Origin of the sequence: Nostoc sp. ATCC 53789, from assembly GCF_009873495.1 — a bacterium.
GTDB lineage: Bacteria > Cyanobacteriota > Cyanobacteriia > Cyanobacteriales > Nostocaceae > Nostoc > Nostoc muscorum_A.
Genome location: NZ_CP046703.1, coordinates 7,218,620 through 7,244,066 on the forward strand (window position 1 = coordinate 7,218,620; position 25,447 = coordinate 7,244,066).

General features: G+C 41.0%; 22 protein-coding genes and 1 pseudogene. 10 read left to right on the forward strand and 13 right to left on the reverse strand.

What is annotated here, in order from left to right; all coding sequences use genetic code 11:
• Window positions 1-91: 91 nt before the first annotated feature.
• Window positions 92-361, reverse strand: coding sequence for a hypothetical protein (locus GJB62_RS29770; protein ID WP_114080633.1), 270 nt, complete (start codon window positions 359-361; stop codon window positions 92-94).
• Window positions 362-844: 483 nt separating this feature from the next.
• On the opposite strand from GJB62_RS29770, the gene GJB62_RS29775 reads away from it, so the two are divergent.
• Both GJB62_RS29775 and GJB62_RS29780 read left to right on the forward strand, forming a co-directional pair.
• Window positions 845-1,981, forward strand: a complete 1,137-nt coding sequence (locus GJB62_RS29775) for a hypothetical protein (protein ID WP_114080632.1) — start codon at window positions 845-847, stop codon at window positions 1,979-1,981.
• Window positions 1,982-2,059: 78 nt separating this feature from the next.
• Window positions 2,060-2,434, forward strand: a complete 375-nt coding sequence (locus tag GJB62_RS29780) for a hypothetical protein (protein WP_114080631.1) — start codon at window positions 2,060-2,062, stop codon at window positions 2,432-2,434.
• 524 nt (window positions 2,435-2,958) lie between these two features.
• Here the strand turns inward: GJB62_RS29780 and GJB62_RS29785 are convergent.
• Window positions 2,959-3,546 (reverse strand): Uma2 family endonuclease, encoded by a 588-nt coding sequence (locus GJB62_RS29785; RefSeq protein WP_114080630.1) that lies wholly within the window; start codon window positions 3,544-3,546, stop codon window positions 2,959-2,961.
• Between the two features lie 153 nt (window positions 3,547-3,699).
• Between GJB62_RS29785 and fni the strand changes: the two genes are divergently transcribed.
• Window positions 3,700-4,749, forward strand: coding sequence for a type 2 isopentenyl-diphosphate Delta-isomerase (gene fni / locus GJB62_RS29790; RefSeq protein ID WP_114080629.1), 1,050 nt, complete (start codon window positions 3,700-3,702; stop codon window positions 4,747-4,749).
• A gap of 104 nt (window positions 4,750-4,853) precedes the next feature.
• Window positions 4,854-6,689 (forward strand): signal peptide peptidase SppA, encoded by a 1,836-nt coding sequence (gene sppA, locus GJB62_RS29795; protein WP_114080628.1) that lies wholly within the window; start codon window positions 4,854-4,856, stop codon window positions 6,687-6,689.
• A 99-nt stretch (window positions 6,690-6,788) separates the two neighbouring features.
• Here the strand turns inward: sppA and GJB62_RS29800 are convergent, their stop codons facing one another.
• Together GJB62_RS29800 and GJB62_RS29805 are read right to left on the reverse strand one after the other, a co-directional pair.
• A complete protein-coding gene (locus GJB62_RS29800; protein WP_114080627.1) occupies window positions 6,789-7,892 on the reverse strand; it encodes an aromatic ring-hydroxylating dioxygenase subunit alpha in 1,104 nt (367 codons plus the stop codon).
• Between the two features lie 19 nt (window positions 7,893-7,911).
• Entirely contained in the window at window positions 7,912-8,643 is a 732-nt protein-coding gene (locus GJB62_RS29805; protein WP_114080626.1) for a DUF3865 domain-containing protein, read from the reverse strand.
• Window positions 8,644-9,045: 402 nt separating this feature from the next.
• Between GJB62_RS29805 and GJB62_RS29810 the strand changes: the two genes are divergently transcribed.
• Entirely contained in the window at window positions 9,046-11,268 is a 2,223-nt protein-coding gene (locus GJB62_RS29810) for an ATP-binding protein (RefSeq protein WP_114080625.1), read from the forward strand.
• Window positions 11,269-11,349: 81 nt separating this feature from the next.
• Here GJB62_RS29810 and GJB62_RS29815 read toward each other — a convergent pair whose 3' ends face one another.
• Window positions 11,350-11,907: an HPP family protein gene (locus tag GJB62_RS29815; RefSeq protein WP_114080624.1), complete on the reverse strand. Its 558-nt coding sequence runs from the start codon at window positions 11,905-11,907 to the stop codon at window positions 11,350-11,352.
• 552 nt (window positions 11,908-12,459) lie between these two features.
• On the opposite strand from GJB62_RS29815, the gene GJB62_RS29820 reads away from it, so the two are divergent.
• The gene (locus GJB62_RS29820; RefSeq protein WP_114080623.1) at window positions 12,460-14,901 is read left to right on the forward strand and encodes a dynamin-like GTPase family protein; all 2,442 of its coding nucleotides are present in this window, start codon (window positions 12,460-12,462) and stop codon (window positions 14,899-14,901) included.
• A gap of 78 nt (window positions 14,902-14,979) precedes the next feature.
• On the opposite strand, the gene GJB62_RS29825 is transcribed toward GJB62_RS29820, so the two are convergent.
• From GJB62_RS29825 to GJB62_RS29840, 4 genes are all read right to left on the reverse strand, one after another.
• Window positions 14,980-15,789: an alpha/beta fold hydrolase gene (locus tag GJB62_RS29825; RefSeq protein WP_114080622.1), complete on the reverse strand. Its 810-nt coding sequence runs from the start codon at window positions 15,787-15,789 to the stop codon at window positions 14,980-14,982.
• 54 nt (window positions 15,790-15,843) lie between these two features.
• Window positions 15,844-16,236: a carboxymuconolactone decarboxylase family protein gene (locus GJB62_RS29830; RefSeq protein WP_114080621.1), complete on the reverse strand. Its 393-nt coding sequence runs from the start codon at window positions 16,234-16,236 to the stop codon at window positions 15,844-15,846.
• Between the two features lie 25 nt (window positions 16,237-16,261).
• Window positions 16,262-16,810 (reverse strand): retropepsin-like aspartic protease, encoded by a 549-nt coding sequence (locus GJB62_RS29835; protein ID WP_181852795.1) that lies wholly within the window; start codon window positions 16,808-16,810, stop codon window positions 16,262-16,264.
• Between the two features lie 268 nt (window positions 16,811-17,078).
• Complete coding sequence (locus GJB62_RS29840; protein WP_114080620.1) at window positions 17,079-17,861, reverse strand: nucleoside phosphorylase; 783 nt, start codon at window positions 17,859-17,861, stop codon at window positions 17,079-17,081.
• A gap of 272 nt (window positions 17,862-18,133) precedes the next feature.
• Here GJB62_RS29840 and GJB62_RS29845 point away from each other — a divergent pair, with 272 nt between their 5' ends.
• Window positions 18,134-19,006: a GNAT family N-acetyltransferase gene (locus tag GJB62_RS29845; RefSeq protein ID WP_167756000.1), complete on the forward strand. Its 873-nt coding sequence runs from the start codon at window positions 18,134-18,136 to the stop codon at window positions 19,004-19,006.
• Between the two features lie 151 nt (window positions 19,007-19,157).
• A pseudogene (locus GJB62_RS29850) lies at window positions 19,158-19,898 on the forward strand (Uma2 family endonuclease).
• 32 nt (window positions 19,899-19,930) lie between these two features.
• Here the strand turns inward: GJB62_RS29850 and GJB62_RS29855 are convergent.
• From GJB62_RS29855 to GJB62_RS29870, 4 genes are all read right to left on the reverse strand, one after another.
• Complete coding sequence (locus tag GJB62_RS29855; RefSeq protein ID WP_114080726.1) at window positions 19,931-20,464, reverse strand: hypothetical protein; 534 nt, start codon at window positions 20,462-20,464, stop codon at window positions 19,931-19,933.
• A gap of 65 nt (window positions 20,465-20,529) precedes the next feature.
• Window positions 20,530-20,733, reverse strand: a complete 204-nt coding sequence (locus tag GJB62_RS29860; RefSeq protein ID WP_114080618.1) for a ChaB family protein — start codon at window positions 20,731-20,733, stop codon at window positions 20,530-20,532.
• A 13-nt stretch (window positions 20,734-20,746) separates the two neighbouring features.
• Window positions 20,747-21,022 (reverse strand): aldo/keto reductase, encoded by a 276-nt coding sequence (locus GJB62_RS29865; protein ID WP_209271460.1) that lies wholly within the window; start codon window positions 21,020-21,022, stop codon window positions 20,747-20,749.
• A gap of 126 nt (window positions 21,023-21,148) precedes the next feature.
• Entirely contained in the window at window positions 21,149-21,592 is a 444-nt protein-coding gene (locus tag GJB62_RS29870) for a pyridoxamine 5'-phosphate oxidase family protein (protein ID WP_114080617.1), read from the reverse strand.
• 696 nt (window positions 21,593-22,288) lie between these two features.
• On the opposite strand from GJB62_RS29870, the gene GJB62_RS29875 reads away from it, so the two are divergent.
• Both GJB62_RS29875 and GJB62_RS37680 read left to right on the forward strand, forming a co-directional pair.
• A complete protein-coding gene (locus GJB62_RS29875) occupies window positions 22,289-22,666 on the forward strand; it encodes a hypothetical protein (protein ID WP_114080616.1) in 378 nt (125 codons plus the stop codon).
• A gap of 10 nt (window positions 22,667-22,676) precedes the next feature.
• Window positions 22,677-25,415, forward strand: coding sequence for a caspase family protein (locus GJB62_RS37680; protein WP_245246048.1), 2,739 nt, complete (start codon window positions 22,677-22,679; stop codon window positions 25,413-25,415).
• Window positions 25,416-25,447 lie beyond the last annotated feature (32 nt).

Genomic DNA, 25,447 nt, shown 5'->3' on the forward strand with positions numbered 1-25,447 from the left:
GCATTAGTAGTTTCGGCTGTTCACTCAAATATTGTGTTAGCCCTTGCTTGGTGAAAAAGCCCCATCCTTTACGATACAGCCATTTTTCATATTACTCTTCACTGCCGATAACCAAACCCTTCTGAAAAAAACTTTTACTCTTGAAGTGTCCTAATTCTTTCAAGGCATCATAAAAGTGTTTAATATTTACCAAATCTGGTTTTCTAATTTCTCTTTGCGATTTACCAAATCCAACCCAAGCAGTAAAAGTTGAAAAATAGGCATAACCCCCACATAACAATTTCAATTCAAAGACATAAATACCATCTTCAAGCGCTTGAAGCATATTATCAATTTCTGGATTATTAAAAACTTGATCCATTGCACGTCACCTATCGCTCCTTAATCAGTAATTGCAGCACTTGCGCTTGTCGTTCTTACAACATCATCATCAATGGCAAAATCAACTAAAGTTTGAGCAGCTTTTTCGGACGCTGTTGCATAGCGTATTATACAGAAAAATTCTGTTTAATACTCTATCTAAATAATGATGTTATGCAGCAACATTTTTGATAACACTAAAATATATATGGAATAATTCCGTATAATCCGCTTGTGAAGGATGATTACACAGAAAGGGGCTGTAATGCTCTATTTATCTTTATCAATAAAAAGATTATATGGAGCTTTCCCCATAATAAATAGTTAGACCGCAAGACCTGTAGCAGAACGGCTTTTAATGGTACATTTTTCCTCTGCTGTAATCTCAATGCATACAAGAACTCCAGAGGGTACTTACATGAATAAAATGCATATCTTAGAGTAAATCTGCATAGGCACCACTGCTTGGAGGTGTTTAGTCAGCATGAGCAATGATCAATCCTCTTTTAAGGAAGCTCAAGAGTGGGATCCTAAAATACGAAAATTTGTTCAACAAGAGCAAGAACAAGAGTACCGTCGCTTGGCTCTTGCACTAGGACTGGGTTCCGACCCCGTAAAAGCCTACGAACATATATCACAGCGTCCAATGCCTGTTGCTCTTCAGGATCGTTATCTTTCCCTTGGATTGCCTACGATTTACGAGGATCCTTATTTCTACCCAGCGATGACGATAACATTTGACCTGCTTCAAAAGGAACTCACCGAAAGGGGAAAGCCTTTCACTCCGAGACCCTTCCTGGCTACGCTGCCCTCAGGTGACGTAAATGCACGCATCGTGGAAGAACCAAAGACGGGTACTCCAATCATGTTCTTTAATCACGGTTTATTTCGGCTCTTGTATGACTTCGCAAAATTGACCGCCTGGGCTACACCCCCGCTCTCGATAAAACAGTTGAGTAACGACTCAGCACTAATGAATCTGGCACGAAAATACACCATACCTTTCCAGGCTTCGGAATTCTTTGCCGCTTCGCTCTACGCCTACGTGGTTAGCGGTAGCCCCATTGCAATTTCGTTACCGATCCCTGAGCCAATTCATAACCTACCTATATCTATTGCGCTCTTGAACCATATGGAACGATTCATAGTAGCGCATGAGCTGGCGCATATCCATGAGCATCACTTGGACGAGTCGCCTACATGGCAGCAAGAGTACGAAGCGGACGCTTTGAGCCTGGGACTTATAAGCACACTGGCTCATGAGGATTTTGGTAGTTGGGCGATTGGCTATTGGGCATGTGAACTTGCGCTCATTGCTTTTAATTTTCTCTACCGTGCGATCGGGTTACTAGCCTTCGGTCCTGAGAAGTTGGAGTGGATCAGCAAAACGCATCCCGATCCACTCTCTCGTCGGGAGCATCTTCGAGGAATTTGGTTAGAGCAAAATGTGCCCGAAATCGGACTTGCTGCGGCGAGAGAACTTTGTGGTATGACGGAAGCATTATTTCAGAGGTTATGGGAGATCAGCTTCCCATTGTTGGTAATCTCTTACCAGCAAGGTACTCGCCCATCACCAATGTGGAATAAGGAGATACAGTATAGCTTTACTGTTCAAAATTAAGCACTGTTTCAGGGTCAAGGTTAAGCCATAGAAGATGAATACATTTCAACCTGATTGAAAAATAAAGAGGATAAAAAAATGGGTAAAGCATTAGATATTAAAGTTTCCTTCCAGGATGAAGATTCGCAAGAGGTTATTTCTGTTTTACAAGAGGTTGGAGCAGAAGAGATTCAAGAGATTAAACAACGTGGAGCAACTGGAATTGAGGTTGTTATTTTAGGTATTATTGCAGCTTATGCACTGACTAATTTCATTACAAAGATACTCCGACTATGGAAATGTGGCGTTGTTGTTGATGCTCGTGGAACGCCCATTTTGACGACGAAGAACTGCGATCTTCCTCCTGGGTCTGTCTTATTTATCAGTCAAGAAGACACCAAATTGCAGCTAAACGAACCCTCAGAATTTCAGATAAGTGATCTAATTCTAAAGTTATTCAATGGAAGCTCATAGTTTCAAACACGAAATTTAAGATTATTGGCGCATGTTAAGTGTTTTAACACCTGCATTGATGTGGACGGGACAGAGGTTATCTGTAAGAGTTCGAGGCTACTTGCCGCCGCATAACTTTACCGTTGGTAGCCAACGAGGAACGTGATCGCTTGGAAGAAAAACAGAATTCGTTATGCTTCACGTCAAGTTATAATTTCCGCTCTCACGACTGAAGTATCAGCAGTGGGATAGATACGAAAGCCCAATTTTTCGCAGACTTTTTGCATTGCAGAATTATCAGTTAGGATTTTGGCGCTAATGAGTGTTAAATTTTCATCATTTCCTACTTGGAGTAACCTTTTGAGTGCACGATCGCACCTTAGTAGTTAGGCTCCCCAGCAAACAGAATGCAATTACTGCTCGTCTCCTTGTCGCCTAATAATAAGTCTGACTTTTCACGGTATCTGGAAAACCTCTCTTCTTCATGTCTCTCCTTCTAGGAAAGAGACTTTGAATTTTCCCCCTTTACGATGCAAGAGGGAGTTTTATTCCTCAATCAACTCAAAATTAACCCGTTCGTAAATATCACGCAAGGTAATTTGAAATTCGATAGAATCTAAGACTAAAACTGTATCTTCACCTTCATACTCTTTAAAAATCCATTGTCCTTCTGCTTGCTTTGCAAATTGTTCTACAGCACAACTATACTGGTCAATCATAATATATTCTTGAAAACCAGGAATTGAACGATAATATTTAAACTTATCTGTTTTGTCATAATTTTTAGTTGAATTTGATAAGACTTCAACAATTAATAAGGGATTCGTAATAATTGTTGTACCTGTTCCCTCATAAATAGGCTTACCTTTGATGACTATAATATCAGGATAAGTATAAAGGCGATAACGGGGTATTGATAATTTCACATCGCCTATGTAAATCTCATAATCTTGTCCTTGTACTGTCAGGGGAAACTTGCGACAAAAATTAAGTGCAATTTTGTTGTGGTTGGTTGTTCCCTCTGTCACAGGTATAATTTCTCCGTCTCTGTATTCATTTTTATATTCAGCTTTTTCTTCTAATTCCAAATATTCTTCTGGGGTGTAATAGCACTTTTCTGTTTGTAAAACCATATTAATTAACTCATAAAATGAGGGAATGGATATGTTATCAATAGCGTAACGTACCCTAAAGATAGGGAAAATAAATATTTTTGTTATAAAAATACGGTTGCAGACAATGTAACAATAGCGATCGCAAGCAAATACTTTTAGCCATACCCACCAGTGAACGCCCCTACCAACATCTCTGCACAAACTCAGAATCGCAAAGCCGATCACATTCGGATCTGTTTAGAGGAAGATGTTCAGTCTCATCAAATCACCAATGGACTGGAACGTTATCGTTTCACCCATTCTTGCTTACCCGAACTGAACCATGACGATATTGATATCAGTACAGCTTTCTTGGGGAAACACCTTGGCGCACCCTTGTTAATTTCTTCCATGACTGGTGGAACAGAACAAGCCGCAATTCTTAATCAACGTTTGGCCCAAGTCGCGCAACATTACAAAATTGCAATGGGTGTCGGTTCCCAGCGAGTAGCGGTAGAAAAACCCCAGGTGGCTGATACTTTTGCTGTCCGCAAGTATGCGCCCGATGTCCTGCTATTTGCGAATCTGGGGGCTGTGCAACTTAACTACAAGTACGGCTTAGATGAATGTCTGCGGGTAGTTGATATCTTAGAAGCTGATGCCCTAATTTTACACATTAACCCTCTACAAGAGTGTATTCAACCCAAAGGTGATACTAATTTCCGGGGTTTGCTTGACAAGATTTCTACATTGTGTTCAAAATTGCCAGTACCAGTGATTGCAAAGGAAGTTGGTAACGGCATTTCAGCAGCGATCGCCAACAAACTCATTGCCGCCGGAGTAGCAGCAATTGATGTCGCTGGTGCAGGGGGTACTTCTTGGGCAAAGGTAGAAAGCGAACGGGCAGAAAATCCCTTACAACGTCGATTAGGGAAGACTTTTGCCGATTGGGGTTTACCGACGGCAGAGTGCATTACAACTATTAGAGCGATCGCTCCAAATGTGCCCTTAATTGCTTCAGGAGGTTTGCGTCATGGACTGGATGTTGCAGCCGCGATCGCCTTGGGAGCAGATATAGCTGGTTTAGCAATGCCTTTTTTGCAAGCAGCGGCAATATCAGAAACAGCAGTTGCGGAACTTGCTGAAGTATTAATCGCCGAAATCACCACAGTCTTATTCTGCACTGGCAACGCTACCTTGTATCAGTTAAAGCACTCTGGCAGTTTACAGCGCATAGAATAAATTAAGTAGGTCATTCATTAGCCATTTGTCCTTTATCAATGCCCCATGCCCAATACTTCGACTGCGCTCAGTACAAGTTCCCAATTCCCAATAACTAATAACTAATGCGTAATTTTATCAAACAAACTTTTGCTAGTTTAGTTGGCACATTATTAGGACTAATTATTTTTGGTGGTCTAGGAACCACTGGACTATTGTTGCTAATATTCGCTGCTAGCTCGTCTAAAGATACAGGGCCAAATGTAAAAGATAAGTCAGTGTTGGTTTTTGACTTGTCAATGAAAATTACTGATAGCGAACCTAGTTCTGACGAACTGTTTCAAAACACAATATCAGGTGTGGATGACGAAAGAATGGCACTCCGCAAAGTTGTAGAAACTTTGGAAAAAGCACGACGCGATCCACGAATTGTTGGGATCTACCTCGATTCAACTAGCGCTAGTCAAGCTGGTAACGTCGGCTATGCCTCCCTTAAAGAAATTCGGAAAGCGCTGGAGGAGTTTCGCGCTTCTGGGAAAAAGATTGTGGCTTATGGCAGTGATTGGAGTGAAAAGGAATATTACCTTAGTTCAGTGGCAGATTCCATTGTGCTTAATCCTTTGGGAATGATGGAAGTCAACGGTTTGAGTTCACAACCGATGTTCTTAGCGGGTGCATTACAGAAGTACGGCATTGGTGTGCAAGTCGTGCGAGTGGGTAAATTCAAAGGTGCTGTAGAACCGTTCATCCTCACAAAATTGAGTCCAGAAAACCGCGAACAAACTCAGAAATTGTTAGATGATGTTTGGGGAGAGTGGCGCACTACTGTAGGTGCAAGTCGGAAAATTGAACCTAACCAGTTGCAAGCGATCGCAGATAGTCAGGCGGTACTAGAAGCCACACAAGCCAAGACTAGCGGTTTAGTCGATCGAGTAGCATACCCTGATGAAGTGGTGAGTGACCTCAAAAAGTTGACAAATAGCGATAAAGACGACAAAACATTCCGACAAATTAACCTAAATAACTACGCAGAAGTTTCTGGCAAATCTTTGGGTGTAGAACGTAGCTCAAAAAATCAAATTGCCGTTGTTTATGCAGAGGGTGAAATTGTCGATGGTAAAGGTGATGCTGGACAAGTAGGAGGCGATCGCTTTGCCAAAATCTTCAGCAAACTCCGACAAGATAAGGATGTGAAGGCTGTTGTATTGCGGATTAATAGTCCTGGTGGTAGCGCTACCGCAGCCGAAGTTATGCAACGAGAAGTGAAATTAACCCGTGAAGCCAAACCGGTTGTAGTGTCAATGGGTGATGTAGCCGCCTCTGGCGGTTATTGGATTGCTAGCGACTCTAATCGCATTTTTGCTGAACCAAATACCATTACAGGTTCCATAGGTGTATTTGGGTTGCTATTTAATGGTGAAAAGCTGGCCAATGATAACGGCATCACCTGGGATTCGGTGAAGACTGGAACCTATGCTGATAGTCAAACAGTTTCGCGTCCAAAATCGCCTCAAGAGTTGGCACTTTATCAACGTAGTGTTAACCGCATTTATAATATGTTTCTGAATAAAGTTTCTCAAGGTCGGAAACTCCCAGAACAAAAAGTTGCAGAAATTGCCCAAGGAAGGGTTTGGTCGGGTTTGGCGGCGAAGGAAATTGGTTTAGTGGATGAAATTGGTGGTTTGAATAGTGCGATCGCTTATGCTGTCAAAGAGGCGAAACTAGGAGAAGACTGGGAAGTGCAAGAATATCCTCGCACTAGCAGTTTCGGAGAACGCTTTTTTGGGCGTGCAACTGAAGAGGCGCGGACTGCTTTAGGAATTGAAGCGGCGCAACTCAAACCATCTAACCCCATCATCACTGAATTCCAGAAATTGCAACAGGAAGTAGAGATTCTGCAAAAAATGAACGATCCACAGGGAGTTTATGCTCGTTTGCCTTTCAACTTGAAGATTGATTGACATCCTCACCGGATCTATCCAGCGATCATAACGACAATGCCCTTGCGATCGTAAGGGCGTTGTCATCAATCTTCTAGACTTGATACTGAGGAAAGTGTATTAGGGTTGGTAGTACTTCGACAAAACTTGATGGAAGTGAGAAATCCCATATTCAATGTCTGCAAGCTGAAGTACACCATAAGCTTTGGAGTGAACACTTGCTTGTAGCGATCGCACCACCCCAAAGTCTTCATTTAACACCCGCTCAAATTCAGGTCGAAATTCATCCTGCTTATAAGGAAATGCTTCAATCTGGGCTTTTGTTTGATAAATAAAAACCTCAAACTTAGTTATTGTGGGAGATAAAGGAGTCAGCCGAAAAACTGAAACTTTGTCTCTTGCGGTATTAATCATCATATTGGGAAAGATGAAGCCCTGGTAAGATTGTCCCCTTGGTTCTCCTGAAAAAGCGGGGTGATCTTTCACAAATTCATCATCTGTAAAAGGAACAAATATCTGATAGTGTTGCCCAGTTGGAGTGTAAATAATATTCTTCGGATCGAAACACTTTAAACTTTGGGCATGAACAACTGACAAGTGATAACACTCTAGATAATTTTCAATGGGAAATTTCCAATTGGCTGGCTCTTCATAAAACCAGTGGTCAACCTGCTGAAGTTCCTGCCAACGGTGCTGATATTGCTCTAAGTAAGCTGAAAATCCAGCCAAATAACTTACTAAAGATTGCCCTTCTGCTTCTGAGTTAACAAAGATAAAGCCGCCCCATGTCTCTACTCGTCCCTTAGCTAGATAGACAGCCGACTTATCTAAATTGGGAAAACACTCAGCGCGAGGTAAACCTTTAAGATTGCCTTCATAATTGAAATTCCAACCATGATACGGACAACGCACCCGTTGACAATGACCCTGCCCTTGCAACATCTGCGCTCCGCGATGCGGACAAACATTGTGCATCCCTCCCAATATGCCATTATGATCTCGAATCACGAACATGGGCTGATCGCCAACTTGGCAAGTTAAATAATCCCCAGGATTAGGTAAATCAGATTCACGTCCTACAAACTGCCAGGTGTTACGCCAGATAGTTTGCTGCTCATAAGCAAAAATTTGCTCGCTAAAGTAGTAATCACTAGGTAGTCCAAATTTTGGTTTATTAGTATTAGGAGTTTCATCCACAAATGATGGATGGGTGAAGATATTCATAGTATTAAGTTCTATTTAATCAATGGTGTTGAGCGATCGCTGTACTCAGAACAACCTCAGATGAGATTGCCTCTTGCGCTAATTCCTGCCACCAGGTCTGCATTGCATCGATCATTCCCCGAAACCCTGCTGCAAACTCTCCAAATTCTTCGGGTTGTATGTAGGCTGCCAGACATGTTCTCAAGCCCGCTTCATGTTCAATTTCCCACTCGTTTAAATGCTTGCTGAAGAAATATTCCAAATCTTTGGGCATTGCTCCTTCCAGCAACCAATCTAGAAGTTGCACGATTAGAGTTAATTCTGGAATTGAGGTTGCCTCGATCGCATAGATTGCCCCAAGCACATAGTATATTTGTTTATCAAATACCGATTGCATAGTTCTCAGCAGTTTGAATGTAGCTATTGACGGCATTGTGTTTTTCACAGGAACGCCCAGTCCTTCTTCTAGCCCTTCAGCTAAAAGTGTGTAATGAGAGATTCCTTGGGTAGTGCTACCCATTTCCTCAGCTATATTTTCTTTGAGTTCTTGGGCTACACTGTTCCATCCAGCTGCCAGGGCTTTCTGTCTTGCTAACTCTGTGAAACCCACCAACTCCTTTGGAAAAATCGAATATTGCTGCATGACATAAGCAATCTGAGCAAAGCTTACCTGACTAAGTATTTTTACAACAGGATTTTCTGTAATGCTAAATGCCACATAATCCTGAGCGAGCAGTTGATTAAGCTGCTTTGTTAAGTGATTAAATTCCATTAAAGTTTTAGTCCTTTGTTATAGATTTTCTGAATGCCAATCTAGCTTTGAAATTTGCTATAAATTAACGTAAAACTGACATTTTATATAGCCAAAATAACTTTTATAACTTTATCAATCTTGAGTAAAGGCACTGAAAATAAATAAATAATTAAGTTGATTGAAATTAGTATTTATACTAGAAAGTAGCCTAAATTCTAACTATTTCAGTAATTTGATTTTTGCAAAAAGACTATTTTGTACAATTAAGTTCAATAGCAATAAGTTGAGGAATTGTAAACAGAGATATTGCCTATTAGTTATTTACTTCTTAATTAAACACAACATTATTTTGATAGTCCGAAGTTGCTCATGGGTAATCTAGGTTAAGTAAAGACCTGCGCGAACCAAGATTTACCACTCATGAAGATACATCCATCTGGCAAAGTCCGTGCATTTTCATTACAGCTTGTTCTGGTCGTTCCTTTCGTATTGCAACTTTTTGGCATCGTGGGGCTGGTCGGGTATCTGTCGTTTAAAAATGGCGAGAAAGCGGTGAACGATCTAGCTGATCAGTTGATGGAGCGAACCAGTGGTGAGGTAAATCAACATTTAGATGCTTACCTATCGATTCCTCATAAAGTTATCCAGTTAAATGCGGATGCAATTCGCATGGGATTGCTGAATGTGCGCGATCGCCTCAAGGTTGGTAAGTACTTCTGGCACGAAATGCAAGCCTATGACCTAACCTTTATCAGCTTGAACCTAGCAACTGGTGAAGGAACTGGAGCCGGCCGTTACGATGGCAAAACGGTGACAATCGATGATAATGCGATCAAAACGCCAAGCCTGCCGAAAAATACGAAAACTTACTTAACAGATAATGATGGCAACCCAACCAAAGTGATGACGACCAGTACTTGGGATACCGTCAATGAACTTGCCTATACTGAACCTGTCAAAGCCGGGAAACCTATCTGGGTTCGCATTTATACTTATTACGATCCTGCTTATCCCCCCTATATTGTGGCATCGGCAGGTCGTCCGATTTATGATGCCAGCAAAAAACTGATTGGTGTTGTGGGGGCTGAAATTCACCTGTTGAAACTCAGTGAATTTTTACAAAAATTAAATGTCAGCAGCTTCGGACAAGTTTTTATTATGGAGCGTGATGGTATGTTGGTTGCCAATTCTGCTCAAGAAAAGCCTTTTACCGTAGTCAATAACGAAATTAAACGCCTTAAAGCGATCGACAGCCCCAATCCGGTGCTACAAAGCATTGCCAAGCAGCTTCAGCAGCGCATTCCAGATTTTCAGTCCGTTACCAATACCCAAAAACTGAAAGTTAATGTTCAAGGAGAAAATTTATACGTGCATATTGTGCCTTGGCGTGACCAATATGGTTTGGACTGGTTAGTGGTAGTTGGTATTCCGGAAAAAACTTACATGGCGCAAATCTATGCCAACACCCAAATTAGCATCCTGCTGTGTTTTGGGGCGCTGATAGTAGCAACGACGGTTGGCATATTTACCTCGCGCTGGATTGCACATCCTATCTTGCGCTTGAATCAGACTACCCAAGCAATAGCATTTGGTGATTTACAACAGACACTCCAAGAGGGGAATATCGATGAACTCAACACTCTTGGTCACTCTTTTAATCACATGGCAGGGCAATTGCGGGAATCCTTTATTGCTTTAGAAAACAGTAATGCCGAACTAGAAGCGCGAGTCGAACAACGGACTGTTGAACTTAAAACAGCGATGGGTGAATTGCAGCGTACCCAAGCACAAGTAGTTCAAAGTGAAAAAATGTCTAGTCTGGGTCAACTGGTAGCAGGTATTGCCCATGAAATCAATAACCCAGTCAACTTTATTCACGGCAATATTACTCACTTGGATGAATATACTCAAAACTTGTTACAGATGATTTATCTCTACCAAGAACGCTATTCTAGTCATGACCCAGAAATTCAAGCATTAGCAGAGGAAATCGATCTAGAATTTCTCATTGAAGATTTACAAAAGATACTGCCTTCAATGAAAATGGGGACTGAGAGGATTCGTAATATTGTGCGATCGCTGCGGAATTTTTCGCGTATGGATGAAGCGGAATTTAAGGCAGTTGATATTCATGAAGGTATCGAAAGTACGCTCTTAATTCTGCAACACCGCCTCAAAGATAAACCAGACCGTCCAGCAATTGAAGTTATTAAAGATTATGGCAACTTGCCGCAAGTAGAATGCTATCCTGGTCAACTCAACCAAGTATTAATGAATGTTCTGGTAAATGCAATGGATGCTCTTGATGAGTTAGATATCAAGCGTACCTCTCAACAGATAGAGGAAAATCCCAGTCAAATTACTATCCGCACTTCAGTAGTTGATTCACAATCAATAGAAATTGCGATCGCTGATAATGCACAAGGAATGCCAGAATCGGTTCAAAGCCGGATCTTCGATCCATTTTTTACTACCAAACCTGTAGGCAAAGGAACAGGCATGGGTATGGCAATCAGCTACCAAATCATTACGGAAAAACATGGTGGGAAATTGCTATGTTTTTCTAGCCTTGGGCAAGGCAGTAATTTCATAATTCAAGTGCCTATTCGACAAAAAGCTCCTGAACCCGTCCTCAAAGTATAGAGCGATCGCATCATTTATTGAAATTGTTAAACCAACGACTGGAGTAATATTCAATAAAAGTGAGATGCTCCCGAGACAATGCTATAACCAGTGTTTCGGATACGTCCTTTCCTCCGCTAAATTATTGAAGATCACAGCGCATAGCACTAGAATCATCGATCCCTCAAAGGCAGGTGTTAGCAAAAATTGCCAGTCTGGTTTGGTCATCATGACGACTAATGCAACAGCACCCGAAGGTGGGTGTAGAGTTCCGGTAAGCTGCATGATTCCGATCGCACTAGAAACAGCCATTCCCATTGCCAAGGGAGAAGCACCGAGAAAATGCAGAATTATCAGACTCACCATAGCAGCTAAAAGATTACCCCCAATAACATTGCGGGGTTGAGCCAAAGGACTGTCAGGCACACCAAAAATCAAGACACTCGTAGCACCAAAAGGAGCCATCAGCAAAGGAGAATTAGTTTTTGCAGCAAGGTAAGACGTTGCAGTTATGGCTAAAAAACTACCGATCCAACTCCAAAAAACATGCCGATGATGAGGTCTTTCTATTGGACAGGTTAGCGGACAGGATCGCCATCTGCCAAAGGTTTTAAACCAATAATTTTTTAATTTAAACCGAACTTTTTTACCGTCGATCATGAATGAACCACTCGATAATCATGACTCTCTGAATTGACTGAGCAAGGCTTTGCTAAAGTTACAATAACATGACATTTGCCAAAAAATTCCTAAAAAGTATTCAAATATACAGATTTTTTTGATTTTATTGAAATTCAGGCTAAATAGGTCAATTTAAGTTGCATAAAAGTCAATACACTTGTAGAGACGGCGATTTATCGCGTCTCAAAAACCCAAAATTTTTGCCAGTAGCCCTTAATGAACCGTATTGCCATAAAAGTAGGGGGAAAATCCTACCACAAAGTAGCCTTTACTACAAGCTAATCATTCGGGAAAAATGCTTGACGATTAGCTTAGTTGAAATTGACTACAGCGAGGCGGATGAGTTGGCCTCGCCAACGTCGTAATCAGACTTCTCTCATGTCAGCCTAATAAGTTTTTAACCAGACACGATCTTTGTGGGTTAGGTGATACCCAGTAACTAAATCGCATCAAATATCTCAGAAATACTACTGAACCATCAAGACAACAAATGTAACTAACATATACATAAATATTGTCAGGATGCTGAATATGTCAGATTTACCGCTTCAGTGCAAAAATTTGAAAGAGCAAGTTGAGTCGATATTACAACTTTTACAACAAGAACCAACGCTACATTCTCAAGATATTACACCTGTACAAACTTCCTTAACTAAAGCGATTTCTCCCAAGTTTGAGATTGTATTTGCAGGTGCATTTAGTGCTGGTAAATCAATGCTAATCAATGCACTATTGGAGAGAGAACTACTTTACAGTGCAGAAGGACACGCTACAGGTACAGAATGCAAAATCGAGTATGCAGAATTAGATAAAGAACGTGTTGTTTTAACGTTCTTAAGTGAAGCAGAAATTCGGGAACAAGCAGTTTATTTGTGTCAGCAGTTAGGATTTAAGACAGTAACTAATATTAACCAAGCTGATGTAATTACCTTGCTACGTCAAGGTTGTGACGCGATTATTCAGCAGGAGGGTGGTGAGAGTAAATCAGAACGTGCAAAACAGGCGAAGGCATTAATGTTGTTGGTAGAGGGATATATGGCAAACCGCGATCACATCAACACGGTTAATAATGCTACATACTCAATGGAGCAATTTAACTTTTCCAACCTCAAGGAAGCGGCTGGATATGCCCGTCGTGGTAGCAATAGTGCAGTATTGAAGCGAATAGAATATTACTGTAATCATCCTCTGCTACAAGATGGCAACGTAATTATTGACACACCTGGTATAGATGCACCAGTAGAGAAAGATGCACAACTAACTTATGCCAAAATTCAACATCCTGATACTTCGGCGGTGGTGTGTGTGCTAAAACCTGCTTCGGCGGGTGATATGACAAAAGAAGAAACAGAACTTTTGGAATTAATGCGGCAAAATGGGGGAGTACGCGATCGCGTTTTTTATGTCTTCAACCGCATCGATGAAACTTGGTACAATACCCAACTACGACAAAGATTAGACGATTTAATTAGCGGACAATTTGGCAATTCAAACAAAGTTTATAAAACAAGTGGATTATTAGGATTTTACGGTAGTCAGATTAAACAGACAAATCAACTAGATAGATTTGGTTTAGATTCTGTTTTTGCAGAAAGCATTAAAGGTTTAGATGGGAAAGAAGAAACACCACAATTTGTCTATGCCTTTAACAACTACTGCGTAAATTCAGGAAAGTTATCTACCACTAAATTCCGTGTCTCTGTTAACGGCTATGAAACTCCAAATCAAAATTATGTGCGGATTTTGGGAGATTGGGGAAATGAACTGATAGAAAAGCTAATTCAAGATAGTGGTACTGAAGAATTTCGCACAGCTATTACTCGCTATCTTACAGAAGAGAAGCGTCCCCAATTATTTAAGAATCTTGCTGATGATTTGGAAGATGTTTGTATTAAACTGACAAAACATTATCAGAGTGTACAACGTAATTTAGATAGTCAACCCCAAGAAATTGAGAGTATGAAGCAGCAAGAGTTGCAACGCCTAAATCAGCAACTCCAGCAAATCGGCAGAGAATTTAGTGAGCATATCACAAAAGAAGTTAACCAAATAATTAATAATTCCTGTGATGCTTTTGAAGCAGATTTTAGACAATTACAATCACGAATGATTCGCCGTTTAGATGAATTGCTAGATACTTTTTCTGTAGCTTCTGCTTATCAACGTGCAACAATTAGCCATCCTCGCAATGCTACCGCACCTTTAATTGCTATTTTAGTAGAGGCATTTTATTACTTAGCAAATCAGTTAGAAGATATTTTGATTGAGTCATCTCAGCAAGTTGTTGCGAATTATTTTCAGCGATTGATTGAAAAGATTCGTAAGTCAGAATATTATCGCCAGTTGTATCGTTTATTAGATAGTGATGGCGGCATTGAACAAGAGATCAGAACTATAGAAAAGCAGGTTACTCAAGCATTAGTGAGTGCAGCTAGTGTAGAGTGCGATCGCTTCGTGCGAGAAAGTCCGAGATTTTATGATGAAGGCACTTTTTCTATATATCAATTTCGCCAAACTTTATTGCAAACTTCTCAAAGCTACGATGCTGAAAGTATCGTAGAAGCAGAACCAGCAATTAGGCAATTATTGAAGTTAGATTTTGAGCCAAAAGTTTCACAAACTATTCGTAAATCTTTCCGTCAAACTATTAACCAAACGCTCAAAACTCAGTTGTTACCAATGGCAGATCAGCAAGCAGATGAGATTTTGCAGCAATATCCACAGGCGCGTGCTAATTTAGAGAAAACACTGCAACAAGAAGCTGAAGAGAAAATCGCTAATAATCGCCGATTATTGAGTGTTGTTGAAGAAAATATTGCAGCATACAATTCAGCAGCTTCTAGTATCAATAGTTGTTTACAGTCAATGAAACTATATGACCACTTCTTACCTGTCATTGGTGAGTATTTTGATACTGATAATAAGTTCGCTAATAATGGATTTGTGTTTTCAGACGCGGTACGAGAGGTTTGATTTTAATCCCAAATACTGAGATAAGTGTAGCTTAGTGAGTGATTTAGCACTCCCTAAGCTACAGCTTTTTTTTGTAAATTAGAAGTAGGCTGGCTTCAATTTCCGCAGGAAGTTTAGCATGGCTGAAATCACAGTATCAGGCGACTCAATTAAGAAGCCATGACCCCCACCTTCGAGAACTACAAGTTCAGCGTCGGGAATGCCTTGAGCAAGTTGCTGGGAAAACTTTAGAGGAGTGAGAATGTCTTGTTTGCCAACTAGAACTAGGGTAGGACAAGGAATTTTTTGAAGGCGATCTGTTGTGTCAAAGTCAAGCATGGCTTGGCTGTGATAATGGAGTGAATGAGTTGCTGGCGGGAAAGGATATCTGATTGCAAATTCGATCAGACCTTCGATCATGCCAGGAATCGAGTAGAAGGTATCTGTAAATATCCAGGGTAATACAACTTTTTCATAAAGTTTCAGGTCTACATTAGCGCAGAGTTCGCCCCAAGTCTCAATGATGCTGTTGAATAATCCATCACCCTTTGCAAGTGACGAAAGCAGCATTAGACTTTGCACTTTTTCAGGATGTGCTAACACTAATTCTTGAGCTATCTGACCACCCATTGAATGACCTACTAGATGCACCTTCTCGATCGCAAGATGATCGAGCAATGCTGCTACATCATTAGCCATCTGCTTCAGACTATACGGTGTTTCGGGAGCGGAACTTCGCCCCATACCTCGGTTATCTAAGCGAATAACTTGATACTGCGAAATCAGCGATGGCATAATCAACGACCAATAGGCATGATCGCAAAGGAAGCCAGCTATTAATAGCAAAGGCTCACCCTTTCCCTTAATGTCGTAGAACAAATCAATCCCGTTAACCTGAAGCTTTGGCATAGTCAATAATTCTGCTAAACCCGATCTGAAGCAGGGATCGACAACGCTACACTCCTACGTCTTAAATCTCTCGTCCACCGGAATTTGATAGCCGTTAGCGAGGCGATTGGTCATGTTGGCAGTAGCTGCGATCGCCATGAGTTCCCCGAACATGGTATCATTCATCCCCTTGACCCGCGCTCCTGCTGTGTGCGAGGCAATACAATACTCACAGCCATTTGTCGCACTCACGGCGATATAAATTAGTTCTCGCATCAGTGGATCAATTTCACCAGGGCTAGTCATCACTTCTTTCACCGCTTGCCAAGTTCGTTGCAAGGTAGGGGGATGATTAGCTATGGCTTTCCAAAAGTTATTAATATAGTCATTCTGGCGGGTGACGCGGATGTCGTCATATACTGCCCGGATTTCATCGCTGGCTTCTTCGTATTCAATCAGCTTAGTCATGTTTCTATGTTTTTACTTCCAACCATTAGCGGTGATGAAATTCGACCTCTCTCTCCAGAATCTTAATATCATAGTTGCCGAAGAAATCGTGGCCCAGTAAGCCGATGCTGGCTTTGGGTGCGATCGCTACCTGAAGATTATTGGCTGTAACTCCACCTGCTGCAATAGATTTTACCTTACTGGTTGGAAATTCTACTTCGCTACCATCGGCAATTTGGGCTTGCATTGTACCTGTAGTCTGGAGTTTAAGTGTATTCGCCATACTTTGAGTAATAATAGTCCCGCTAGCACCAGTATCTACAATCATTTCAAAGGTTTTTTTGTCATTGAAGGTAACGTCAATCACAGGAGTTCCACCAAAGCGGCGTTTAATTGAAACTCGAAAAACTCTGTCGTCTGAAGGTGCGGCTATATTGCCACAAAGCCTTTCTAATCCAACGGTTTTACCGGAGGACGTTACCATGTAACATGCTCCTGGATCGTCTGCTGTTGCTCGATGAGAGAATGCTAAAAATATCAGCGTTGGGATTAGTGCGTAGGCGTAGCTTTTCGTAGACATCACAGTTGAAGTCATGGTTTTAATCCCATACTTAAAAATATTATTCATATTAGCTTTCGCTCCATTTTTCAATATTTATTTAAATCTAAATTGCTTACAATATTTACTTTTAGTAGCTTAAATAATGTGTTTATTTTTAGGATAGTTATGGTGATTTTTTATATATTTTTAGAATATGAAAATAATGTGATGTAAGCTATATTAGCTAGAATTACTGATTGAAAAATTAAAGATTGGGTGAAGACATGATGAAACTACTGAGAGTTAACTTATCAAGTAAATATTAATTGTCTGACTCAAAGGTTGCTGCTGCATTTACAGCAATTGCGATCGCATTTTTCACAGCAATATCCCTCTGTTCTAAGATGATATTTTCACTCACAGTACGCCCAGCAACTACACCGCAAACAGCAGCAGCAGCAAAATTATACACACCTGCCATTTTGAATAGTGTGCCGGATTCCATCTCATAATTCAAGATATTTAAGTGCCGATATTCTTCTGTGATGCCATGCAGCGATCGCATTAAATTTGGATTTGCTGAATCAGTGCGTTCTTGTCCTTCGTAAAAAGTATCAACTGATGCCGTAATCCCTATGTAATGTTCAACCTTTAATTCTCGCGCAGCTTTAACTAAAGCGACTGTCAGAAACGGATCGGCTGCGGCTGGATATTCCACAGGTGCAATGTCATTTGCTGCACCTTGGCGACACAATGCTGCACTGCTAATAATAACGCTACCAACTGGTATATAAGGTTGAATTGCTCCGCAAGTTCCAATGCGAATAATTTGCCGGATTCCTACCTGTATCAACTCGTTGACAACAATACTTAATGAAGGCGCACCCATACCACTAGTAGCAGATAAGATGCTGCGACCATTTGGTAAATATCCTACATAGCTATTGAGTCCGCGATTTTCTGACAACACGCGCACATCTTGGAAATAAGTTTGGGCGATTAGATGCGATCGCTCTGGATCACCCGATAATAGGGCAATGCTGGGAGGTGATGAACCTAAATCATCTTGTCCAAAGCCAATGTGATAGAAGCGTTTACCTGTCATATAGGTGAGATTAGCGATCGCCCTAACAGAATACTATGCTGGGGTGATTTTTATTTTCCTAGAGCAAATCTCCTCCTTCCCATATCTGAAGTTGTCTTTCAGCCGCAACTATGCAATTGAGATATTTGGCCTGTTCCTTTTTTGTACTACATTTGTAATATTAAAATGTTACTCTTTTGGTGGTGACTGTTTGTCACTTGAACAAAAGGAAATTTTATGATTTCCCGAAACCGCTTATTCAGTAAACTCAATTGGACATTCAGGAGTTTTTTGTGCCTACTTTGAAAACTCTGCAACCTGGAGATGAAGTATCGCTAGAAGCATTTCTCTTGCAACACGCTGATACTTCTATGTTTTTGCGCTCTAATTGGCGGGCTGCGGGACTGCTTGATGAAGGTGCAAGATTTCAAGGAACTTACGTAGCAGCCTACTTAGATGAAAGTATAGTGGCAGTTGCAGCCCATTTTTGGAATGGGATGATAATAGTCCAAGCGCCTGTATATTTGCCAGAGGTGGTGCAAGCAGTTGTGGCACAATCTGGACGTGCTATTTCTGGAATTAGTGGCCCAGCAGCACAAGTTGAAGCGACAAAAAGCATTTTGGGACTTAGCAACACACCAACTCAGCTTGATGAACATGAGATATTGTTTTCTCTAGCACTACGAGATTTACAAATACCTGAAGCTTTAGCATCTGCAAAGGTGCAGTGTCGTTTGCCACATCCAGAAGAATTGGAATTACTTATCGAATGGTGCGTTGCTTATAACGTAGAAGCTTTAGGAAAAACCGATACTCCAAGTTTAAGACTTGCTTGCGATCGCATAATTGAAGCACATCAAGATATGCGTATGCATTGGGTTTTGGTAGCAGGAGATACTCTAGTTTCTTACTCTGCTTTCAATGCCAGTCTACCTGATATTGTGCAAATTGGTGGAGTGTGGACACCGCCAGCGCTGCGGGGGAAAGGCTATGCCAAAAGTGTGGTAGCTGGCTCGTTGTTAGAAGCGCGATCGCTCTTAGTAAAACGTGCCATCCTATTTACAGGTCATAATAACCAAGCAGCCCAAGCAGTCTATCAACAAATTGGCTTTTTGTCTACTGGCGAGAAGTATGGCTTAGTCTTATTTGAAGAGACTCAGGCTTGAGAGCGAATTTTAGATTTTAAATTTTGGATTTTAGATTGAATTATTCACAATCCAAAATCGGGCGTTGGTGATTTCATGTATGAAAACGATTTACTCAAAAACAATTAAATCATAATAGAACTGAGAGTTTCATCATTACGACTGTTTTATGATGTATCAAACTGACCCACCGCGATCGCCAAAAGATGTATTGCCGACCATGTATGATCTTCCCAGTGAAGATCCAGAGGAGCCTGGTTTGCCCGATCAGTTTCATTTATTGCAACCTCGTTTGTTAGACGAAACCTTTCGTCCACAGAATTATCCTAGTGATGAGATATTTGTTGCTAGCAATCTGAATCTTTATTACGATCCGCGCCATCCACTGTGGCATAAGCGACCAGATTGGTTTGCTGTTTTAGGTGTTTCCCGTCTCTACGAACAACGAGATTTACGCTTAAGTTATGTTGTTTGGCAAGAGGGAGTTCATCCTTTTATTGTGGTTGAATTGCTGTCTCCAGGTACTGAAAAGGAAGACTTGGGACAGACATTGCGGGATATCAAGCAACCACCAGGAAAATGGGAAGTATATGAACGGATTCTACGTGTTCCTTATTATGTAGTATTTGATCGATACAAATATGAGTTTAGGGTATTTAAATTGGAAGGTGGTCGTTATGCTGAGATAGCACTCTCAGAGCCACGTTTCTGGATACCAGAATTAGAATTAGGCTTGGGTGTATGGCAGGGACAGTATCAAAATGTAGAACAGCCGTGGTTACGGTGGTATGATGAAACTCTCAACTGAGTATTGACTTCTACAGAACAAGAAAGCCAACGGGCTGAACGAGAAAGACAATGGGCTGAACGGTTGATTGCACAATTGCGTAGACACGAAGTGGCTTGTCGCTAGACATCGCTCGGCGTTGAACCCGATGTAGATACTTAATTCCTCACAAGTTTGCTCTTTTGTGAATAATCTGTATAACCTTGAATATTCTCTGGTTCAAATTGACCCAGTACACGCGAAGCTTCGCGTGTTAAATCCTCATTTCCGGTAACTACAATTAGGTATTTACCAGCATTCAGACGGTTACGATAGGGTAAAGCATCGCCACTGCCAACTGTTATGCCAGTTCCTTGACCGATTAAACTAGCCCCCAAAGCACCGCCTATCGCTCCTAATATACCAGCAAGAAATTCATTACCAAATCGAGCAAACTGGGGAAATAGTTCAACTTCTGTGAGATGGTTAAAGGCATAACCTGCAACAAATCCAAAGATTACAAGCCCCCCAAAGAGCCGAGTTGATTGTTTACGGGCTTGCTTATCGGGATCAATCATTCCAAATTCATCAGCACTTAAATAACCATCTCCTAAAATATTCACTTGTGAAGTTGGCAAGCCTGCTTTTTCCAGAGCAGAGTAAGCGGCTTCTACTTGTATTCGATCTGGTAAAACTGCAACAAGGTAATTCATAAGGATTTCCTTTTTAACAAAGATTTTTTGTGCGAAATTAATAAAACTGCTGAATACGATCCGAGCTATTCTGGCTTTTTGTGCCATTGCCCATCGCTGCCTTTTTCATAATCGCGTTTCACAGCGCTCCAAGCAACACGAAAGGCACGCTCCTCTTCATCATATTCTTCTTGAGCATTGTTAAATGCAGCCCGAAAAATTTCTTGGGCGTGCTTGGGTAAGTGATCTTTGACTGAATCAGGTAAGTCTGCAATCTCTTGGTAAGGCATAAATTTCGTTTCCTTACTTTTTCGCTTGATCCAGAGCTTCAATTGCTCCGCTGGCACGAAAAATCCTTTCTGGATCGTTATCGTAAACAACTTCGTGGATTTGCCACAAGTCGAGGTGGTCAGTTTTGGGACGACGTAGTGATTCTTCAAGTTGTTGCATTGCCACTTTGCGATCGCGTTCTTGGGTGCAAACCTTCGTCATCAAAAAAACCTTATCTCGTCGCCCCTGCAACGCCTCTCCCATCCACTCTTCACTACGATGCTGGTTATGCTCCCAAGCGTTATCCATGTGTCAATGGCTTCGTAGGTAATGTGAATTGCCTCTTCCTTACTCTTTGCTAATTTCTTCCAACAATTACGCGACTTTAAATAATTCGTAATTATTAACTACAAATTATTTAAAGTCGTGATGGTGTTAAAAACTAATTGTTTGTGGTTTAAAACTCGATGTACTATCCCAATAATTCACCTGGTTAATATTCACTTTAAGCAAAGCAATATCGGGTTCGTCCAATCCTTTAGGAAACCAGGTTTGAAGTTCTAGCTTCCATAATTCTCGCATCTTGTTGCGGTCTTTCACGAGTTGTGATCTACCTGAGATAGAAACGTATCGCTGCTGTTCGGGTGACGAAAAACTAACATTGACCTGCTCATGCTGTTCAATCTCAGTCACCTTATGGGAACCAGCATAAGTAAAGAACCAGAGTGTGGCTTCAGAGTTAATCTCACCACTTTTTGACATGGGGTAACTATGCAAACTTCCATCATCATCGACTGTGGTAAACATACCATAATCAATATTTTTGATTAGTTCATGCAGCTTGTGAATCTCTTGAGCGCGGTCTGTAGAAGTTGCCATTGTTTGTACTACTTTTTCTATTTTGATTACAACCAGCTTATAGGATCGTAAAGTTATGTTTTAGTATTAGCTTTTTTAGTTTAAATTGCGTGAGTCTACAGATGTAATTCTATTAAAATTAGCTCTTTTATTTCTATCTATAGAGATATTGATTGATAGTTAATATTCTGTGTACACACATTTAGTCATAGTAAGGTGAACTTTATGCTTATTTCTTTAGACTTAAAGTTTATAATTTTTATCCTTAGCGTAGCGTAAAGCCTTTTCTACGCGAGGCTTTGTCAACTGCATATTTTCTCTATAAGATGCCAGTTGTAGCCCATTCTGACTTCTGAGTTCTTCTTTAATCTCGCCGAGTTATGTATTGAGAAAGCATTCAAGCATTTTGAGAAAGTCAAAAGTTATTTTGCTTGCGGAAAACACCAAAAAGAGAAAGTCAAATTTTTTTATAGGGCACCCATCAGCGATGCCTACGCTCTCGTATTGCTAAATTAACCAAGTAAAGCAAAATCAAGCCTAGCTTGCTGTGGTTAACAATAGTATCTATTTTTACTTTGCAACATTCTTACTACTCATAGCGCCCTATGTAATTGTCAAAATTCCTATTTTACGACAATCCAGACCGGAATTATTACTAGCTGGATTGTATAAGATACTTGTGATAATTTAAGCATTAACCACAATTAGAGGTTGAAAATGGCGACTACATCCAACGTCCAGATTACCATCGCCTTGCAAGAGCCTGGTTTAGATGACGATGAACTGCAAGACGAAACGCAGAGACTATTGCAACAGATGCTGGAACTGGATGAAGTGGAAGATGCTAGCCTTTACCGTGAAGCAGAAGCACCGGAAGGAAGCAAGTCACTTACAGGGCTAGCTGTGGGTTGGCTAACAACGCAGGTGAATGCTAAGAATATTAAAGCACTGATGGGATTTTTAGGCGATCGCCTTGGCAACAAAACCATCGAACTAGAAATCGAGTCTAATGGCAAGAAACTGAAAGTCAAAGCCAGCAGTCGGCAAGAGCTAGAAGCAGCAATTGAGGCAGCACAGAAATTTGTAGCAGGATAGAGAATCGCAGATGGTTAAGGTAGCGTTGCTGATTGGGGTGAGTGAGTATGAGCCTGGTTTGAACCCGCTACCAGGTGCTGTAAAAGATGTCGAAGCGATGCAGCAAGTGCTGTTACACCCAGAAATGGGCGGCTTTACTGAGACAGATATTATGGTGCTAAAAAATCCCCAGCGCCAAGATATGGAAGAAGCTATCGAAAATCTATTTGCCCATCGTCAAAAAGATGATCTGTTAGTTCTCTTTTTCTCTGGTCATGGCATTAAGGATGACACTGGCAGACTGTTTTTAGCAACCCGCACCACACGCAAAACTCCCAGAGGAGATTTAATTCGCTCATCGGCAGTAGCAGCGAGTGTTGTCCATGAAAGCATGAGCCGCAGCCGTTCTAAGCGGCAAGTTGTCATTTTGGATAGTTGCTTTAGTGGTGCTTTTGCCGAAGGTTTATCAGCCAAAGATGACGGCAGTGTAAATATCCGTGAGCAATTAGGAGGAGAGGGGCGGGCCGTTCTCACTTCATCCAGTTCAACTCAATATTCTTTTGAGCAGCAGGGGTCAGACCTCTCAATTTATACCCGTTATTTAATAGAAGGAATTACAACAGGCGCGGCAGACCTAGATGAAGATGGGGTTGTCTCAATTGACGAGTTGCATGAGTATGCCAGCAGAAAAGTTAGAGAAATACAGCCGACGATGAAGCCCGAAATCTACACAAGTAGAGAAGGCTTTAAGATTCGACTTACAAAAGTTCCCCAAGGTGATCCCAAGCAGAAGTATCGCAAAGAAGTGGCGCGATATAGTAGCCGTGGTGATGTTTCTTTTGTGGGTCGCAAGACTTTGGATGCCCTCAGAAGTCGCTTGGGACTATCCGAAATGGAAGCAACTGCAATTGAAGATGAGATGTTAGCAGTTGCTCGTCAAGAATTTAAACAAAAGTTACAGCAATATGAGCGGGACTTTAGTGAGGCACTCCAGCAGCAAGTAGCTCTAAGTGATGATGATATCAATATACTACGCCTGAATCTTCAGCAAATTTTGGGGCTGAGGAATGAGGATACAATGCCAATTGAGGCACAAATCACTGCACAAATTCAATTATATAAGCAGCATTTACAACAGTACAGGCAGGCATTAACGGAGGCAATGCGACAGGAGTATCCTCTCAGTCAAGATACTGGTCATCGCTTACAGCAAATGCAGAGTAAGTGGCAAATTAGTGCTGAAGATTTAGCTTTAATTGAAAGCCGTGTTATTGCTGAAATAGAAGCATATCGACAAAAGTTGCAGCAGTATGAACAGATATTTACTAGAGCAACGCAGCAGCAGTACCTTCTTGGTAAAGTGAAGCGTAATGAACTGCGACAAGAACAGCAAAACTTAAGTCTAAAAAATGAAGATATTGTTCCAATTGAAACTAGAATTACATCTGAGATTGAAGCCTACTTACACAAGTTACAACAGTATGAACAGGCATTTATAAAAGCAACACAGCACCAATATCCTTTGAGTACAACGCAGCGTAATCAACTCCGGCAAGAGGAGCAAATACTAGGACTTAAAAATGAGGACATAGCTCCAATTGAAAGTCGAATTACTGTTGAGATTGAATCCTACCTGCAAAAGTTACAACAGTATGAACAGGCATTTATAAAAGCAACACAGCAGCAGTATCCCTTAAGTGCAACACAGGTTAATCAACTCCGGCTAGAGCAGCAACTCTTAGGTCTAAAAAATGAAAATATTGCTAAGGTTGAAAACCGAATTAAGGCTGAAATTGAAGTCTATCTGCAAAAAATAAAACAGTATGAACAAGCACTAATTCAAACAATTCAGCACCAATATCCTTTTAGTGAAGAGATTCATGAGGAATTAAAGCGATATCAGCAGATTTTGGAACTTGGGGATGAAGAAGTAGCACGAATTGAAGAAAAAGTTTTGAGACAAAAACAGACAAATCAATCTCAAACTCAGCAATTGAATACTTATAAACCCCCAGAGATACCACCACAGTCACCAATATTTTCAAGTCGGCTTGTCCCAAACCAAAAAACTCAGGTAATTCCAGACACTGAGCCTGAAAAAACTGACCAATTACCATTACAGTGGATTGTTGCGTTAATATTTATGGTAGTAACAGGTTCTTTAGGATTTTTCATCCAGCAACAGTCATCAACATTTGACCGAATTCCAGTTGTATCCAACACTACACCAACTCTAAAATCTACTACCAAAGCTACACATATACCACTAATTACGCCTCAGTCCAAACCTACACCAACTCTAAAATCTACCACTAAAGCGACACCCGTACCGCTAATTCCAGTTCAGTCCAACCCTACACCAACTCTAAAATCTACCATCAAAGTAATACCCGTACTGCGATCGCTTAATAACCTTTCTCCTGGCTGGGTAATTAAAACCAAAAATCAAATTTCCTTGGAAAACAACCAATTGCTTCCCCCTGGAGCATTTTTAGAGGTTATCAACATAAATCCAAATCCTAACCCGACTTCTAAAAACTTTTCGGTGTTTATGCGAGTATGTCCAAGCAAAAGTACCCAGGCTCCAGCGAATACTAATAAACCAGCTTCTCTTCCACCCAATTTAGAACCTTTGCCGGAAACAGTATTTCTGGACTTATCCCAACTAAAAAGTTTTGGCATGTCTGTTTTACAATCAGATGCACCAAATCCATGTATAAGGATTACGCAACTGCCAGCTACTCAACTATTTAACACTAGTCAAACTTAGTGAAATAGTCGATACAAGTACAGGCTTTGCTA

What these genes read in the sequence shown, in the direction of transcription:
- GJB62_RS37680 (WP_245246048.1), top strand. Translation starts at nt 22,677, where the DNA reads ATGGTTAAGGTAGCGTTGCTGATTGGGGTGAGTGAGTATGAGCCTGGT.
- GJB62_RS29865 (WP_209271460.1), bottom strand. Translation starts at nt 21,022, where the DNA reads ATGGATAACGCTTGGGAGCATAACCAGCATCGTAGTGAAGAGTGGATG.
- GJB62_RS29830 (WP_114080621.1), bottom strand. Translation starts at nt 16,236, where the DNA reads ATGACTAAGCTGATTGAATACGAAGAAGCCAGCGATGAAATCCGGGCA.
- GJB62_RS29800 (WP_114080627.1), bottom strand. Translation starts at nt 7,892, where the DNA reads ATGAATATCTTCACCCATCCATCATTTGTGGATGAAACTCCTAATACT.
- GJB62_RS29835 (WP_181852795.1), bottom strand. Translation starts at nt 16,810, where the DNA reads ATGACTTCAACTGTGATGTCTACGAAAAGCTACGCCTACGCACTAATC.
- GJB62_RS29785 (WP_114080630.1), bottom strand. Translation starts at nt 3,546, where the DNA reads ATGGTTTTACAAACAGAAAAGTGCTATTACACCCCAGAAGAATATTTG.
- sppA (WP_114080628.1), top strand. Translation starts at nt 4,854, where the DNA reads ATGCGTAATTTTATCAAACAAACTTTTGCTAGTTTAGTTGGCACATTA.
- GJB62_RS29815 (WP_114080624.1), bottom strand. Translation starts at nt 11,907, where the DNA reads ATGATCGACGGTAAAAAAGTTCGGTTTAAATTAAAAAATTATTGGTTT.
- GJB62_RS29805 (WP_114080626.1), bottom strand. Translation starts at nt 8,643, where the DNA reads ATGGAATTTAATCACTTAACAAAGCAGCTTAATCAACTGCTCGCTCAG.
- GJB62_RS29770 (WP_114080633.1), bottom strand. Translation starts at nt 361, where the DNA reads ATGGATCAAGTTTTTAATAATCCAGAAATTGATAATATGCTTCAAGCG.
- GJB62_RS29840 (WP_114080620.1), bottom strand. Translation starts at nt 17,861, where the DNA reads ATGACAGGTAAACGCTTCTATCACATTGGCTTTGGACAAGATGATTTA.
- GJB62_RS29775 (WP_114080632.1), top strand. Translation starts at nt 845, where the DNA reads ATGAGCAATGATCAATCCTCTTTTAAGGAAGCTCAAGAGTGGGATCCT.
- GJB62_RS29780 (WP_114080631.1), top strand. Translation starts at nt 2,060, where the DNA reads ATGGGTAAAGCATTAGATATTAAAGTTTCCTTCCAGGATGAAGATTCG.
- GJB62_RS29875 (WP_114080616.1), top strand. Translation starts at nt 22,289, where the DNA reads ATGGCGACTACATCCAACGTCCAGATTACCATCGCCTTGCAAGAGCCT.
- GJB62_RS29820 (WP_114080623.1), top strand. Translation starts at nt 12,460, where the DNA reads ATGTCAGATTTACCGCTTCAGTGCAAAAATTTGAAAGAGCAAGTTGAG.
- GJB62_RS29860 (WP_114080618.1), bottom strand. Translation starts at nt 20,733, where the DNA reads ATGCCTTACCAAGAGATTGCAGACTTACCTGATTCAGTCAAAGATCAC.
- GJB62_RS29810 (WP_114080625.1), top strand. Translation starts at nt 9,046, where the DNA reads ATGAAGATACATCCATCTGGCAAAGTCCGTGCATTTTCATTACAGCTT.
- GJB62_RS29855 (WP_114080726.1), bottom strand. Translation starts at nt 20,464, where the DNA reads ATGAATTACCTTGTTGCAGTTTTACCAGATCGAATACAAGTAGAAGCC.
- GJB62_RS29870 (WP_114080617.1), bottom strand. Translation starts at nt 21,592, where the DNA reads ATGGCAACTTCTACAGACCGCGCTCAAGAGATTCACAAGCTGCATGAA.
- GJB62_RS29825 (WP_114080622.1), bottom strand. Translation starts at nt 15,789, where the DNA reads ATGCCAAAGCTTCAGGTTAACGGGATTGATTTGTTCTACGACATTAAG.